This window comes from Marcopretia estuarina LEGE 06307, assembly GCF_056633115.1.
The window spans coordinates 725,713-739,262 of the sequence record NZ_JBSJOY010000001.1; the positions used below are offsets into that span (position 1 = coordinate 725,713).

The following is a 13,550-nucleotide window of genomic DNA, read 5'->3' on the forward strand; positions in this document are numbered from 1 at the left end:
GACGGTGAGCGGAAACTACCATCCGAAACCACCAGGCACCCGCCGCGCCCGTCGCCATGGAGCTCAACCACTACCAGCAGGAAGCGCGCTCCACCGCCCGCTACCCCTCGGTGGGAAGCAATCCCATCTACCCCACCCTGGGGCTCTGCGGAGAGGCCGGCGAAGTGGCAGACAAGGTCAAGAAGGTGCTGCGCGACGGGGACGGGAGCTTCGACGCGGACGTGCGAAGCGCGATCATGCTGGAGTTGGGAGACGTGCTCTGGTATGTGGCTCAGCTGTCAAGCGAGCTCGGTTTCGATCTCAACACCGTGGCAGCCGCCAACCTCGCCAAGCTTGCCGACCGCCAATGCCGCAATGTCATCGGTGGCAGCGGCGATCAGCGCTGAACCCAGCGGCAGCATCCGACGGGGCCGGCACGCGCTCGTACCCCGGGCACCTGGCCTCACCCGGGCCCACTCGCAACTGCAGGGCATGACCAGCCCCCTGTCGCTCTGTTGGTACGCCTGAGCCCGTCTTTCGCCATTGTTTTCCGATGCCCTGCGTTCCTGGAGTGCCATGCAGAACCTGCGAGATCGCCTTGTTCATGCCATGTGCTGGGGGCGATTCTCCGCACCGATCCAGGACGCGTCACTAGCTTTGAACCGGAGGTCTGCCCGCGCCCTGAAAGCCTGCCTGGCTCGCCGTCCTCAGCGCCTGCTGGGGCCCCTCCTGCCCCCTGTGATACTGGCTTCCCTGCTGGTGGCCTTCGTGCTCCTCGGCCCTGTGCCGCCGGGCTGGGCCGCCGATCTGGTGGTGAGTGACGTGTCCCTGGAGGCCTGCCCGGCCGCTGATGCGGGCGCCCAACCCCTCCTGCGCCGTGCCGCCGAAGCCAGCTGCTATGCCCTGCGGGGCGTGGTGGAGAACCCGGGCCGCAAGCCCGTTGTCGACACTGATGTGTTCGCCGTGATCGTGGATGCCAGCGGCGAGCCGGTGCTGCAGAACCGCAGCCGGGTGGGCTCGATCGGTGATGTGCCGCCCGGCCGCTCCGACTTCGCTCTGCGCCTGGCCGTTCCCGCCGGCACGCCAGAACCCTTGCAGGTGCGCAAGGCCCGTGCCCATGGCTTCAGCGCCCCCGTGCGCACACGCGCGGCGGAAGGCGATGAATTGCTGCCACTGGAGGAGGCGGTGCAGGAGCAGGAACTGAGCTGATCGCGCAGGCCTCAGCCGCCGTGATCAGCGGGGGGAGTCAGTAACCGAAGCCGGAGCCGGCGCCCATCAGCGAGCCACTCGCTGCACCCAGCAGGCTCTGGCCCAGGCTGAGCGCCAGGAAGGCGATCAGGGCAGAAAGGTCAAGGCCGCCAATGGGCGGAATCAGCCCCCGAAAGGCGTTGAGATAGGGATCGGTGATCGAGCTCACGGTGGAGAGCACCGGGTTGCTCCAGTCGAGATTGGGGAACCAGCTCAGCAGCACCCGCACCAGCAGCACCAGGCTGTAGATGCTGAGGGTCTGGGCCAGCACCGCAAACAACTGGCTCAGGATCGTCAGGGACATGGGCGCCATCGGCTCGTGCTTCGACTTTATGGGGAGGTGCGCGGTGGCGTGCGGCCGCCAGGGAGTTCCGCCTCACCACGCACGGCGAACGTGCGGTGGAACTTCTCACTGAGGCTGAGCCAATAGGAACGGCCGTCGCTCTGCCGGCGACGTTCGATGAAGTTCTGGGCCAGCAATTCCTTGATGTGGTCGTAGGCCCCGGAACCGCGCAGTTCCACAAGATCTGACTGAAGGATGCGTTTCTTCAGGGCGATGGTGGCCAGCGTGCGCAGGGTGGCGGTGGAGAGCTCCACCGGCAGCAGGTTCTGCACCAGGCCGCTGAGGCTCTCGCGGAGCTGGAGGCTGTACTGGCGCCCCTCCTGGCGAATCTCCAGAGCCGTGTCCCGATGGGCGTAGTCGGCCATCAGCGTGATCAGGGCCAGCTCAACCGCTTCGGGGACCAGCGCCACGCCAGGCTCCAGGCTGGCAAGCCGGGCCAGCTCGGCCAGATCCAGGGGCCGTCCCTTGAGATAGAGGATCGCCTCGATGCGCGCCGCCAGCGACAGGGAAGCCGCGCCCGTGGCCGCCGCACCCAGGGAGCCTCCGGTGAGGCCCGTCGTGTCGTCGCTGGACATGGAGCCGACCAGCAGAGTCTGGGCCGAACGTACCGCAGCCGTTCAGGCTCAGGCCAGGGCAGGGATCGGCGGCAGGACGGGTCCGAGGAAAAGGCGGTAGGCGGGGTTGTCGGTCTCGTCCCAGTAGCGGTAGCCCAGCCCTTCGAGAAAGGTGTGCCAGGCGGCATTGTCTTCCGGCTCCACCTGCACCCCCACCACGATCCGCCCCACGTCGGCGCCCTGGTTGCGGTAGTGGAAGATGCTGATCGACCAGTTGGGGTGCAAGGCGTTGACAAACGCCATCAAGGCGCCCGGCCGTTCCGGGAACTCGAAGCGGTAGAGCAGTTCCTGGCGCAGTTCCTGCCCCTCGCCGCTGAAGCCCTGGGGACGGCGGCCCCCCACCATGTGGCGCAGATGCAGCTTCGCCAGCTCGTTGCCGCTGAGATCGAGGCAGGGGAAGCCACTCGCCTGCAGCTGGGCGATCAGGCCGGCCGTGTCGTCGGCGCCGCTGATCTGAACCCCCAGGAAGATGTGCGCCAGCTTCGGGTCTGCCATCCGGTAGCTGAATTCCGTGAGGCTGCGGGAACCCAGCAGCTCGCACAGCTGCCGCAGGCTGCCGGCCCGCTCCGGGATCTCCACGGCCACCATCGCTTCGCGCGCCTCGCCCAGCTCGGCCCGCTCGGCCACGAAACGCAGGCGGTCGAAGTTCATGTTGGCGCCGCAGGCCACCGCCACCAAGGTGCGTCCCTGCAGCTGGCGGCGCTGCACGTCTGCCTTCATGCCGGCGATCGCCAGGGCGCCGGCCGGCTCCAGAATCGAGCGGGTGTCTTCGAAGACGTCCTTGATCGCTGCGCAGATCTCGTCGGTCGTCACCGTCACCATGGCATCCACGTGCTGCTGGGCAAGAGCGAAGGTGTGTTCACCCACCTCCCGCACCGCAACCCCATCGGCGAACAGGCCCACCGTCTCCAGGCGGATGCGTCGGCCGGCCGCCAGGGAGCGGGCCATGGCGTCAGCATCCACCGGCTCCACACCGATCACCTCCACCTCCGGCCACACACTTTTCACATAGGCGGCGATGCCGGCGATGAGGCCGCCGCCGCCCACCGCCACGTAGATCGCATCGGGGGGTGAGGAGCACTGGCGCAGGATCTCCAGGCCGATCGTTCCCTGGCCGGCGATCACCTCAGGGTCGTCGAAAGGGTGGATGAAGGTGAGGCCCGCCTCCCGCGCGCGGCGCCGGGCTTCCAGGCAGGCCTCGTCATAGGTGTCGCCGTGGAGCACCACCGCGGCCCCGAGCGCGGCAACAGCGCGCACCTTCATCTCCGGGGTGGTGAGCGGCATCACGATCACGGCCCGGCAGCCGAGGCGACCCGCCGCCAGCGCCACACCCTGCGCGTGGTTGCCCGCACTGGCGGCGATCACCCCCCGTTCCAGCTCCTCGGCGGTGAGGTGGGTCATGCGGTTGTAAGCACCGCGCAGCTTGAACGAGAACACCGGCTGGAGGTCCTCCCGTTTGAGCAGCACGTGGTTGCCGATGCGGCGCGAGAGATTGGGCGCCGGGTCGAGCGGCGACTCGATCGCCACGTCGTAGACGCGGGCACGCAGGATCCGCTGGAGGTAATCGCTCATTGACCCAGTGTGACAAGGGCCGGCCGGTGGCTGGCTGCAGACCGCTCAACCTCGATCTGGAGGCCGTTCACAGGCGGCTCACTCCCTCAGCACTCGCCTTCCCCTGCCCATTGGTGACCATTGCCGCCAACCGGCGGGAGGGGGAACGTAGATTGACCTGTACTGAACAGGCCGGGGCATGCATCTCAGCGAGCTGAGCCATCCCAATCAGTTGCATGGGCTCAGCGTCGCCGAGCTGGAAGGCATCGCGAGGCAGATCAGAGAGCGCCACCTGGAGGTGGTCTCCAGCAGCGGCGGCCACCTGGGCCCCGGCCTGGGGGTGGTCGAACTCACCCTCGCCCTCTACCAAACCCTGGATCTCGACCACGACAAAGTGGTGTGGGACGTGGGCCACCAGGCCTATCCCCACAAGCTGGTCACCGGCCGCTACCTCCGCTTCAACACCCTGCGTCAGCAGGGTGGCGTGGCCGGCTATCTGAAGCGCAGCGAGAGCCGTTTCGATGCCTTCGGCGCCGGCCATGCCTCCACCAGCATCTCGGCAGCCCTGGGCATGGCCCTGGCCCGCGATCGGCGCGGCGAGGATTTCAAGTGCGTGGCGGTGATCGGCGATGGCGCCCTCACCGGCGGCATGGCGCTGGAGGCGATCAACCATGCCGGCCACCTGCCGCACACCCGGCTGCTGGTGGTGCTGAACGACAACGACATGTCGATCTCACCACCAGTAGGTGCGCTCTCCACATACCTCAACCGCATGCGGCTGAGCCCGCCGCTGCAGTTTCTCTCCGGCAGCGCTGAAGAGGCGGTGAAGCACCTGCCCTTCATGCACGGCGAGCTGCCGCCTGAGCTCAAGACCCTCAAAGAGAGCATGAAGCGGCTCTCGGTGCCCAAGGTGGGCGCGGTGTTCGAAGAGCTGGGCTTCACCTACATGGGCCCGGTCGACGGCCACGACATCGCCGGGATGATGCGCACCTTCCAGGCGGCACACCGCTGCGAAGGCCCGGTGCTCGTGCATGTGGTCACCACCAAGGGCAAGGGGTACCCCTACGCCGAGGCCGATCAGGTGGCCTATCACGCCCAGTCGGCTTTCGATCTCAAAACCGGCAAGGCCTACCCCTCCAGCAAGCCGAAGCCACCCAGCTACAGCAAGGTGTTCGGCCAGACGCTGGTGAAGATCTGCGAGCTCGACCCCACCGTGGTGGGCATCACGGCCGCCATGGCCACCGGCACCGGCCTCGATCTGCTCGAAAAGGCACTCCCCGATCAGTACTTCGACGTCGGAATCGCCGAGCAGCACGCCGTCACCATGGCGGCAGGCATGGCCTGCAACGGCGTCAAGCCTGTGGTGGCGATCTACAGCACCTTCCTGCAGCGCGCCTACGACCAGCTCATCCACGATGTCGGCATCCAGAACCTGCCGGTCACCTTCGTGCTCGACCGCGCCGGCATCGTCGGTGCCGACGGCCCCACCCACCAGGGCCAGTACGACATCAGCTACCTGCGCGCCGTACCCAACTTCACGGTGATGGCGCCAAAGGATGAAGCCGAGCTCCAGCGCATGCTGGTGACGGCGATCGCCCATACCGGCCCTACCGCGATCCGATTCCCCCGGGGCGAAGGCGAAGGGGTGCCGCTGGTGGAGGAAGGCTGGGAGCCGATCGCCATCGGCCGTGGCGAACAGCTCGCCGATGGCGACGACCTGCTGATCGTGGCTTATGGCGCCATGGTCTACCCGGCCATGGCCACCGCAGGGCTGCTGCAGGAGCAGGGTGTGCGGGCGGCCGTCGTCAATGCCCGCTTCCTGCGCCCTCTCGACGACTCCCTGATCGTGCCCCTGGCCCAGCGCATCGGCCGCGTGGTCACCATGGAAGAAGGCGCTCTGCCCGGTGGCTTCGGCGCTGCCGTGGTGGAAGCCCTCAACGACAACGACGTGCTGGTGCCTGTGCTGCGCATCGGCATTCCAGATGTGCTGGTGGATCACGCCAGCCCCGACCAGAGCAAGCAGGCGCTGGGGCTCACCCCGCCGCAGATGGCCACCCGCATCCTGCAGCGCTTTCAACTCGGCGTGCTGCGCCAGCCACTCACGGTCTGAATCGCGCCTTGAGCTCAAGCGAACGGCTGCGCTGCCAGGTGCTGGTCGTGGGCTGCGGACCGGCGGGTGGAGAGTTGGCCCGGGGCCTGGCCCGCAGCGGCGTGGATGTGCTGGTGGTGGATGCCCTGCCAGATCTACGGACGCGTGCCTTCAGCAGCGCCGCGCTACCGCTGCAGGCGATCGAACGCTTCGGTCTGCCGCCGGAGGTGGTGGCCAGCCGCTGGAGCGGTTGGCAGCTGTTCGGCCCCGGCGACGACCAGCGCCATTGGAGCCAGGAGCAACCGCTTGGGGCCGTGCTCGACTTCGGGGCCCTGCGCCACTGGCTGGGGCTGCAGGCCAGTGGCTGGGGAGCTCGCCTTGCGTTGGGCCTGCGGGCGAAGCGCTGCGAGGCTGTGGGCGATCGCCTGCGCACTTCGTTGGTCGGGGCGTCAGGTGCTCTGGTGGAGGTGGAGAGCGACTGGGTGGTGGACGCCAGTGGCCAGGGGCGAGCCTTGATCGGTGACCCTCCCCCCAGCCGCGATCCGCTGGTGCGTGGCGTGGGGGTGGAATGGCTGCTACAGGTGCCGGAGCCGCTCTGGCGCCGCTGGAGCAACCGGCTCAGCTTCTGCCTCGGCTCCCAGTGGATGCCCCAGGGCTACGGCTGGGTGTTTCCCATGCAGCCCGGCCTGTTGAAACTGGGTGTGTGCCGCCTGGAAGATCCTCGCCGCCAGGGAACTCAACCGGCCCTTGGCACCTGCCTGCAGCAGTTGCAGCGCCGCTGGCTGCTACAGGAGGCAGAGGTGGTGGATCGGCACGGCGGTGTGATCCGCAGCTCGGTACGTCGCCGGGAACCCCACCGCCGCGGCAGGTTGCTGGGCCTGGGCGATGCCATCAGCACCGCCAACCTGCTGGGCGGTGAGGGGATTCGCCACGCCATGGCAAGTGGCCGCCTGCTGGTACCGGCGCTGGTGGAGGCGTTGGCCGGCAACGAACGGCCGCTTGACCGCTACCCAGGCCAACTCAAGCGCATGCTCGGCTGGCGTTGGAGCCTGAGCGGCAGGTTGGCCCAACGCACCTGGCTTGGCCTGGTGGACGAGCGGGGAGACCGCAGACTTTCAGCTCTGCTGCACGGCCTGGAGCAGACCGCCGCCGCCGGCGATCTCTCCGCGCTGTTGTTCCACTACCGCTTCGAGCGTTACGGGGGGCGGATGCTCCCCTACCTGCTGGGGTGGCGCTGAAGCGCCACCCACACGGCCCTTGAACTCAGAGCACACCCCGGGAGGCCAGGCCCTGAATGGCGCCGATGCCGAAGATGTGGCCCAGGCTGGTGGTGGCCAGCAGGGAGGCATGGCTCAGGCCGCCGAAGAACTGCGGGCTGGGCAGCTGGGCGCCTTCGGAGGGGTACTTGATGGTGGCCTTGCCGATGCCGATGGCAATCACATTGCAGACAATCATCACCAGAGCCACTTTCGGTGACCAGGAAATCGAAGCGGGGGCAAGCGCGAGGAGCGGAGCGATCATCTTGGATCTGAAACCGACGCCCCATCTTCCGGGTGAACCACTCCATCCTCACCCGGGCGTAAAACTTGTTCATGGCCCTGAGGCGGTGGGCCGTCCGCGGAGGCGGTGCTGAAACCCAGCAACACCATCAGATTGGCCACGGTGAGGAAGGCCTCGGCAGCGCCATGCAAGGGGTCCACATCCGCCAGCTGCTGGCCAAAACGGAGTTCTGCCACCACGGCGGCCACGATCGTGACGGCCACGAACACCAGCGTGAACTGAAAGCCTCGCAAGGCCAGCGGCGGGAAGCGGCCGCTGCGCCCGGCCCAGCGCAGGAAGGCCAGGTAGGGCAGCAAAGAGAGCACGAACAGGGGCGCAGGATCCACAGCTGCCAGCGGTTGCAGCAACCAGAGGCCGTGGCGCCATCCATCCTGAACAGCGCCAACGGCCCCGCTCAGACCGGAGCTGCCTGCAGCGCTGCTGGCCATGACGAACGCATGGAAAGGGGCAGCAAGCTGATTGATGGAGTGGAGGGGGGCAGTGAGCAGAGCGATGACAGACAACGGAATGACAAGAAGCGGCATGATCTCCGTCAGGCCTGACGCGGAGACGGCAGCAACTGCCAGCCAGCTACCGCCAGTGCGATGTTGCCGACCAAGGTGGTGAAGGCCTGAAACACCACCAGGCCACGCAGAGCTTCGGTGTTGTCGAACAGGTGCCAGGTGCAGGCCGCCATGGCGCTCACAAGTGCAGGCAGCATGGCCAGGGCCAGCCAGCGCCACTGCGGTTCATGGCGCCGTTCCCCCCAGCGCACGATCGCTGCGATGGCGAGCATCCACTCCAGCACCGAGGCGATGTGGATCCACCAGGTGGGCAGCGAGAGCGCGTGCATCGGAGCGTCCGCTTGAGTGGCCTCATCATGAAGGAGCCCGCTGCGACCATGCCAGCGTTGGCAGTTTCGATCTCGCCCCTGCCTGCCGCGCCCCTGCCCCCCACGTCACTGGCAGCCCGACTGATGCCGACCCCCTGATGCCGAACCGTCCCCTGCTCTGCGGCTACTACGGCGAGCACAACCTCGGCGACGACGCCCTGCTCACCGCCTTGCTGGCGCAGCTGCCAGCGGGATGCGATCCACTCGTGACCGCATTCGATCGCGAGGAGGTGGAGCGCTGCTTCGGGGTGCGCACCGTGGACCGTCGGCGCCTGGCGTCGGTGTTGCAGGCCCTGGGTGGCTGCGATGCGCTGGTGCTGGGTGGCGGCAGCCTGCTGCAGGACGTCACCAGCTTCGGCAGCCTGATCTATTACACGGGACTGATCCTGCGGGCGCGCCTGGCTGGCCTGCCGGTGCTGCTTTGGGGACAGGGGCTGGGCCCACTGCGCCGCCGCCGCAGCCGCCTGCTGGTGCAGCGCCTGCTGCCTCTGGTGCAGGGGATCACCTGGCGGGATGCCGGTTCAGCAGCCCTGGCTGCTGAGTGGGGCGTGCAGGCGCCAGTGGGCAGTGATCCGGTGTGGTCGTTGCCGGCTCAGTGCTGGCAGGGGCCGGGCGGACCGATCGTGCTCTGCTGGCGCCCCACCAGGCTGCTCAATGACAGCGGCTGGGCCGTGCTGCTGCAGGCCCTTGACCAGGTGGCGCGCCGCCTGGACCGGCCGGTGCACTGGCTGCCCTTCCACCGGGAGCAGGACACGGGCTTGCTGCAGGAGTTGAAGGAGAGGGGTCTCTTGCCGCAGGGGCTTGAGGCCCGCAGCCGGGAGCTGCAGGTGAAGACTCCAGAGGAGGCCTGCGAGCAGTTCCATGGGGCCGCGCTGGTGGTGTCGATGCGGCTGCATGGCCTGATCCTGGCGGCCCTGGCAGGAGCCCCCTGCGCAGCACTCAGCTACGACCCCAAGGTGAGGAGGGCCGCTGATGCTCTCGCCTGCCCCTGCTTCGATCTGGAAGCAACGGCCCTGGCGGCTCACCAGGCAGGACCCCTGGCGCAGAGCTGGCTGAGCGCTGCCGAGATTCCCCCGGCAGGAGCCACCATTGAGCAGTTGCGCCAGCAAACGGCAGTTCACGCTGCGTTGCTGCATCAGCAGCTGGGCTGACTACCGGCTTCGGCTCGCAGAACCGAAGGACGACGGCCCCGCGGCACGCATCAGAAGTGCTGACATATCCGGCTGGCAACGGAATTGTTGGCAGGATCCGGCTCGAAGCACAGCTGTTTGCCGTCTGTGGCTCGCGGCCGGCTTGGCGGGTGGTTTGACTGGCAAGCCGGTGACCTTTGCCCCTCTCCGATGGACCGCGTGAAACTGCAGATCCTGCTCAGCGTGCTGATCCCGCTGGGGGCGATGGCCTACTGGCTGAGCACGCTCGGCTTCTTCGACCAGCCGTGAACCTGGCCGCGGACGGTGGTCAGCGGCCAGTGACCGCAGCCTTCTAGTTGCTGGCAGGAGCGGCCATCGCCAGCGGGATGCGGGGCACCGGGAAGCCATTGCTGCCCAGCACATCCACGATCATGCGGTTGGTGTCGAAGTAGACCTGCCAGTAGTTGTCCGTATGGGTGTAAGGGCGAACGGCAAGTTTCGGGCCGCGCTCGGTGAACTCCAGCACCTCCACATCTGCCGGCATGCCGTCGTACTGGTTAGGAACGCTCTTGATGCCCTCCTTGAGCAGGGCCACGGCACGGGCCACATCGGCGCTGTTGTCGAGCTGGGCCACCAGTTCCACCCGCCGGAACGGATGCACGGAATAGTTCTGGATGTTGTCGCTGAAGAGCTTGCCGTTGGGAATGATATTGCGGACATTATCGGGAGAGAGCACCGAGCTCACGAACATGCCGATTTCCTCCACGGTGCCGGTGACGCCGGCGGCAGTGATGAAATCGCCCACGCTGAAGGGGCGGAAGACCTGCAGGAACACCCCGGCGGCGAAATTGCCAAGCATGCCGCTCCAGGCCGCGCCGATGGCCACGCCTGCACCGGCCAGCAGGGCAGCGAAGCTGGCCGTTTCAATGCCGAAGAAGCCAAGGATGGCCACCACCAGGATCACCCGCAGCACTGCCGCGAGGATGTTGAGCAGGTAAGACACCACCGTCGCGTCGAGGCTGCTGTGGCGCAGAGAGCTGCGCAACAGGCGCACGGCCAGGGTGATGAGCCAGCCGCCGGCAATCCAGAGGGCAACAGCGCCCACCAGCTTGAAGATGAACGGAACGACGATCGCAGTGATCAGGGCGAGGCTCTCAGGCACGGAGAGAGAATCGGGGTGCAGCAGAACGCTGCTGTTTCCTGAGCCTCACGTCAACCGAATGTTGAGGTCTTGGCACGGCGGGATGGCACGTACGACGTGCAGGGTGCAGCAGAGGCACTCTGCGTCCCTCTCACCAGATGCACGCAGCAGAACGCTCACCCCATGCTCGCTGCCGCAAGTTCGGCAGGTCCACCCCGCCATCAGGTGGTAAGCGAACCGCTGGATAGCCCGCGAAGGCGCTCGAGTTCATCAAGCACTTCCTTGCTGTGGCCGCTGGGCCGCACGGCCACCCAGCGGGTCCGCAGTATCCCTTCAGGATCGATCAGGAACGTGTGACGCTGGGAAAAGGGCGGCAGCCAGGAGCCGTAACGCTGGCTCACCTTGCCGCCGGGGTCGGAAAGCAGCGGAAAGTCCAGTCCCTCGCTGTCGCAGAAGGCGGCGTGATCATCGAGTGCATCGGCGCTGATGCCCACCACCTCAGCCTGAAGGCTGTGGAAGCGGGCCAGATCGTTCTGAAAGCCTCTCGCTTCCAGCGTGCAACCGCCGGTGAAATCCTTGGGATAGAAGTAGAGCGCGAGCCAGCGGCCGCGGAAATCTTCAAGCCCGAGGGTGGTGGGTTCCAGCCGATCGGCCGTGAAGGCCGGCAAACGAAATGAAGGAGCTGGACGGTCGAGCTCCGGAAGGGTTCCACCCATCGCTGTGGCCGCACGCGGTCGGGCCAGCCATGCGGAAACAAACAGGACGGAACCCTGCAGGAGTCGTCGACGCTTCACCGAACCGGAACGTACCGGCTCAGATTTTGGCCAGGTTGATGCCCAGTTCGCGGGCGTAGGCGCCCAGACCCTTCTTCTGGATGGTGCGAAGGGTGCGGGTGGCCACGCGCAGCTTCACCCATCGGTTGCCTTCAGCCCACCACAGGCGACGCTCCTGCAGATTCACCTGCTGGAGCTTCTTGGTGCGCACGTGGGAATGGCTGACCGCCATGCCGTTGTTGGCACGCTTACCGGTGAGTTGGCAAACCCGGGACATGACGTTCAGCTGCTGAAAATGACAAACGGGCCAGGCCCGAAGGGGCGAATCTAGCAAAGGGGAGGCGAGGCCTCAGAGGCCCCGCTCCATGAGGCGACCCATCAGGTTGGAGCTGCGCTGCTGGAAGCCCGCCAGCTCGTTGGGTTCAAGGCCTCCCACCGAAAGGCGGGCCAGCTCGTAGATGTGACGGCTGAGGTCGTCGGCGAGCTGCTGGCTGGGGGAGCTCCCGCCACCGGTGATCACGGCGCCGGCGGACAGCTTCAGCAGCCCCTCCACCAGGGCATGGCGGCGGTTGATCAGCAGCACGTGGTGGTCGGGCAGGCCGGGCAGACGTTGCTCCATGAAGGCGCCCATGTCATTGATGCGCCGCATCTGCTCCGGCAACAGGATCAAGGCGGCTGGGGCGTTGTCCCCCTTGAGGGCCTGCACCTGGATGGTCACCTTGTCGTTGGCGAGGGCCTGCTTGAACAGACTGCGCAGCTGCTCGGAGCTGTCCTTCCCCTGGGAATCGGTGAGCTCGCTCTCTTTCTCCTGCAGGCTGTCGTCGAGTTCGGCGTCAACGCGGCGGAAGGTGAGCTCCTCGTGGCGTGCCTCCAGCCAGGGGATGAACTGGGCATCGATCAGGGCATCAGCCAGAAGCACCTCGGCCCCCTGGCCCTGCCAGAGCGCCAGGGCACCGGCCTGGCCGGCCTCATCGGTGCAATAGAGAATGCGCTTGTCGTTCTCAGGCGACAGACGGCTGCGGTAGGCGGCGAGGGTGGTGAACGCCTTGCCGCCAACGGCGATCGGCTCGGGGTCGGCGGCATCGGCAGTGGTGCCGAACAGCACGAGATCTGCCACCTGCTCGGCGAACTTGTCGTCTTCCATGGCGCCGATCTTGATGAAGGGAGCGATGCCCTCCCAGATTTCCGCGTAGCGGGTGGGTTCGTCCTTCTGGAGCTGCTTGAGCCGATCCCCCACCTTTTTGGCCACGAAGCCACCGATCGAGCGCACGCGCCGGTCGGTCTGCAGAGCGGAGCGGCTGACGTTGAGGGGGATGTCGGGGGAGTCGATCACACCGCGCAGAGGCAGCAGGTAGCGCGGCACCACCTCTTTGATCGAATCGCTGACGAACACCTGGTTGCAGTAGAGGCGAATTTCCCCTTTTTCCCAATCGCCACGGCCCGTGAGCTTGGGGAAGTAGAGGATGCCCTGCAGGTTGTAGGGGTAGTCGGTGTTGAGGTGCACCCAGAGCAGCGGATCACCCTGGAAGGGGTAGAGGTAGCGGTAGAGCTCGATGTAGTCGTTGTCGGTGAGGTCACGGGCGCTCTGGCGCCACGGTGCCAGCCGCTTGTTGACCGTTTCACCTTCCAGCTGCACTTCCACCGGCAGGAAATCGCAGTAGGTGGTGATCAGCGAACGGATGCGGGACGGCTCGATGTATTCCATCTCCTCCTCCTGCAGGTGCAGGATCACATCGGTGCCAGGCTCGCTGCGCTCGCCCGATTCGAGGCTGAAGTTGGGGGAGCCGTCGCAGCTCCAGCGCACAGCCTCGGATTCGGGGCGTGCGCTCAGGCTCACCAGCTCCACCTTTGCCGCCACCATGAAGCTGGAGTAGAAGCCAAGGCCAAAATGGCCGATGATGGCGTCGTCTTCCCGTTTGTATTTCTCCAGGAACTCCTCGGCGCTGGAGAAGGCCACCTGGTTGATGTAGCGCTTCACCTCATCGGCCGTCATGCCGATGCCGTTGTCGCTGATGGTGAGGGTCTTGGCTTCGCGATCAATGCGGATCTGAATCCGTCCTTCCTCACCCTCGCCGCAATCTCCAGCCATCGCTGCCATGCGGCGCTTGCTGATGGCATCCACCCCATTGCTCACCAGCTCCCGCAGGAACACCTCATGGCCGGAATACACGGCCTTCTTGATGATCGGGAAGATGTTCTCGGTGTGGATCTGAATCTGGCCCTGTTCCAGCACCGTCATGGCAGTTGAGTC

Annotated in this window: 15 protein-coding genes; 5 read left to right on the forward strand and 10 right to left on the reverse strand. The window is 66.5% G+C overall.

Annotation, left to right across the window (positions count from 1 at the left end):
- The first annotated feature begins 56 nt into the window (after positions 1-56).
- Entirely contained in the window at positions 57-386 is a 330-nt protein-coding gene (locus ACWJI3_RS03710) for a nucleoside triphosphate pyrophosphohydrolase family protein (protein WP_094510502.1), read from the forward strand.
- A gap of 337 nt (positions 387-723) precedes the next feature.
- Complete coding sequence (locus ACWJI3_RS03715; RefSeq protein WP_261346484.1) at positions 724-1,188, forward strand: hypothetical protein; 465 nt, start codon at positions 724-726, stop codon at positions 1,186-1,188.
- A gap of 37 nt (positions 1,189-1,225) precedes the next feature.
- Here the strand turns inward: ACWJI3_RS03715 and ACWJI3_RS03720 are convergent, their stop codons facing one another.
- Genes ACWJI3_RS03720 through ilvA form a run of 3 tightly spaced genes read right to left on the reverse strand, consistent with a single transcriptional unit; the run spans position 1,226 to position 3,756 of the window.
- The gene (locus ACWJI3_RS03720) at positions 1,226-1,531 is read right to left on the reverse strand and encodes a YggT family protein (protein ID WP_255100911.1); all 306 of its coding nucleotides are present in this window, start codon (positions 1,529-1,531) and stop codon (positions 1,226-1,228) included.
- Positions 1,532-1,557: 26 nt separating this feature from the next.
- A complete protein-coding gene (gene scpB, locus ACWJI3_RS03725) occupies positions 1,558-2,145 on the reverse strand; it encodes an SMC-Scp complex subunit ScpB (protein WP_094510501.1) in 588 nt (195 codons plus the stop codon).
- Positions 2,146-2,193: 48 nt separating this feature from the next.
- Complete coding sequence (gene ilvA, locus ACWJI3_RS03730) at positions 2,194-3,756, reverse strand: threonine ammonia-lyase, biosynthetic (RefSeq protein ID WP_094510500.1); 1,563 nt, start codon at positions 3,754-3,756, stop codon at positions 2,194-2,196.
- 178 nt (positions 3,757-3,934) lie between these two features.
- Between ilvA and dxs the strand changes: the two genes are divergently transcribed.
- Positions 3,935-5,845, forward strand: coding sequence for a 1-deoxy-D-xylulose-5-phosphate synthase (dxs, locus tag ACWJI3_RS03735; protein ID WP_094510499.1), 1,911 nt, complete (start codon positions 3,935-3,937; stop codon positions 5,843-5,845).
- Positions 5,846-5,853: 8 nt separating this feature from the next.
- Positions 5,854-7,062, forward strand: a complete 1,209-nt coding sequence (locus ACWJI3_RS03740) for an NAD(P)/FAD-dependent oxidoreductase (RefSeq protein WP_480202916.1) — start codon at positions 5,854-5,856, stop codon at positions 7,060-7,062.
- 25 nt (positions 7,063-7,087) lie between these two features.
- On the opposite strand, the gene psaK is transcribed toward ACWJI3_RS03740, so the two are convergent.
- The 3 genes from psaK to ACWJI3_RS03755 form a co-directional block, all read right to left on the reverse strand.
- Positions 7,088-7,345 (reverse strand): photosystem I reaction center subunit PsaK, encoded by a 258-nt coding sequence (gene psaK / locus ACWJI3_RS03745; protein WP_094510498.1) that lies wholly within the window; start codon positions 7,343-7,345, stop codon positions 7,088-7,090.
- Complete coding sequence (locus ACWJI3_RS03750; RefSeq protein ID WP_094510752.1) at positions 7,342-7,812, reverse strand: DUF3593 domain-containing protein; 471 nt, start codon at positions 7,810-7,812, stop codon at positions 7,342-7,344. The genes psaK and ACWJI3_RS03750 overlap by 4 nt, the downstream gene beginning before the upstream one ends.
- Positions 7,813-7,916: 104 nt before the next feature.
- Complete coding sequence (locus ACWJI3_RS03755) at positions 7,917-8,216, reverse strand: DUF2499 domain-containing protein (RefSeq protein ID WP_255100908.1); 300 nt, start codon at positions 8,214-8,216, stop codon at positions 7,917-7,919.
- A 137-nt stretch (positions 8,217-8,353) separates the two neighbouring features.
- On the opposite strand from ACWJI3_RS03755, the gene csaB reads away from it, so the two are divergent.
- Positions 8,354-9,406, forward strand: a complete 1,053-nt coding sequence (csaB, locus tag ACWJI3_RS03760) for a polysaccharide pyruvyl transferase CsaB (protein ID WP_480202917.1) — start codon at positions 8,354-8,356, stop codon at positions 9,404-9,406.
- A 331-nt stretch (positions 9,407-9,737) separates the two neighbouring features.
- Here csaB and ACWJI3_RS03765 read toward each other — a convergent pair whose 3' ends face one another.
- The 4 genes from ACWJI3_RS03765 to htpG form a co-directional block, all read right to left on the reverse strand.
- Positions 9,738-10,547 (reverse strand): mechanosensitive ion channel family protein, encoded by an 810-nt coding sequence (locus ACWJI3_RS03765; protein WP_094510495.1) that lies wholly within the window; start codon positions 10,545-10,547, stop codon positions 9,738-9,740.
- A gap of 200 nt (positions 10,548-10,747) precedes the next feature.
- Positions 10,748-11,320, reverse strand: a complete 573-nt coding sequence (locus tag ACWJI3_RS03770) for a peroxiredoxin (RefSeq protein ID WP_480202918.1) — start codon at positions 11,318-11,320, stop codon at positions 10,748-10,750.
- 19 nt (positions 11,321-11,339) lie between these two features.
- Positions 11,340-11,576 carry a 50S ribosomal protein L28 gene (gene rpmB / locus ACWJI3_RS03775; protein WP_094510493.1) on the reverse strand — a complete coding sequence of 79 codons (237 nt, stop codon included), beginning with the start codon at positions 11,574-11,576 and terminating at the stop codon, positions 11,340-11,342.
- Positions 11,577-11,648: 72 nt separating this feature from the next.
- Positions 11,649-13,538, reverse strand: a complete 1,890-nt coding sequence (htpG, locus tag ACWJI3_RS03780) for a molecular chaperone HtpG (protein ID WP_480202919.1) — start codon at positions 13,536-13,538, stop codon at positions 11,649-11,651.
- Positions 13,539-13,550: the final 12 nt, after the last annotated feature.

Excerpts from the sequence above, each read along its gene's own strand:
- ACWJI3_RS03710 (WP_094510502.1), top strand. The coding sequence starts at position 57 with ATGGAGCTCAACCACTACCAGCAGGAAGCGCGCTCCACCGCCCGCTAC.
- ACWJI3_RS03720 (WP_255100911.1), bottom strand. The coding sequence starts at position 1,531 with ATGTCCCTGACGATCCTGAGCCAGTTGTTTGCGGTGCTGGCCCAGACC.
- scpB (WP_094510501.1), bottom strand. The coding sequence starts at position 2,145 with ATGTCCAGCGACGACACGACGGGCCTCACCGGAGGCTCCCTGGGTGCG.
- ilvA (WP_094510500.1), bottom strand. The coding sequence starts at position 3,756 with ATGAGCGATTACCTCCAGCGGATCCTGCGTGCCCGCGTCTACGACGTG.
- dxs (WP_094510499.1), top strand. The coding sequence starts at position 3,935 with ATGCATCTCAGCGAGCTGAGCCATCCCAATCAGTTGCATGGGCTCAGC.
- psaK (WP_094510498.1), bottom strand. The coding sequence starts at position 7,345 with ATGATCGCTCCGCTCCTCGCGCTTGCCCCCGCTTCGATTTCCTGGTCA.
- ACWJI3_RS03750 (WP_094510752.1), bottom strand. The coding sequence starts at position 7,812 with ATGGCCAGCAGCGCTGCAGGCAGCTCCGGTCTGAGCGGGGCCGTTGGC.
- ACWJI3_RS03755 (WP_255100908.1), bottom strand. The coding sequence starts at position 8,216 with ATGCACGCGCTCTCGCTGCCCACCTGGTGGATCCACATCGCCTCGGTG.
- csaB (WP_480202917.1), top strand. The coding sequence starts at position 8,354 with ATGCCGAACCGTCCCCTGCTCTGCGGCTACTACGGCGAGCACAACCTC.
- rpmB (WP_094510493.1), bottom strand. The coding sequence starts at position 11,576 with ATGTCCCGGGTTTGCCAACTCACCGGTAAGCGTGCCAACAACGGCATG.
- htpG (WP_480202919.1), bottom strand. The coding sequence starts at position 13,538 with ATGACGGTGCTGGAACAGGGCCAGATTCAGATCCACACCGAGAACATC.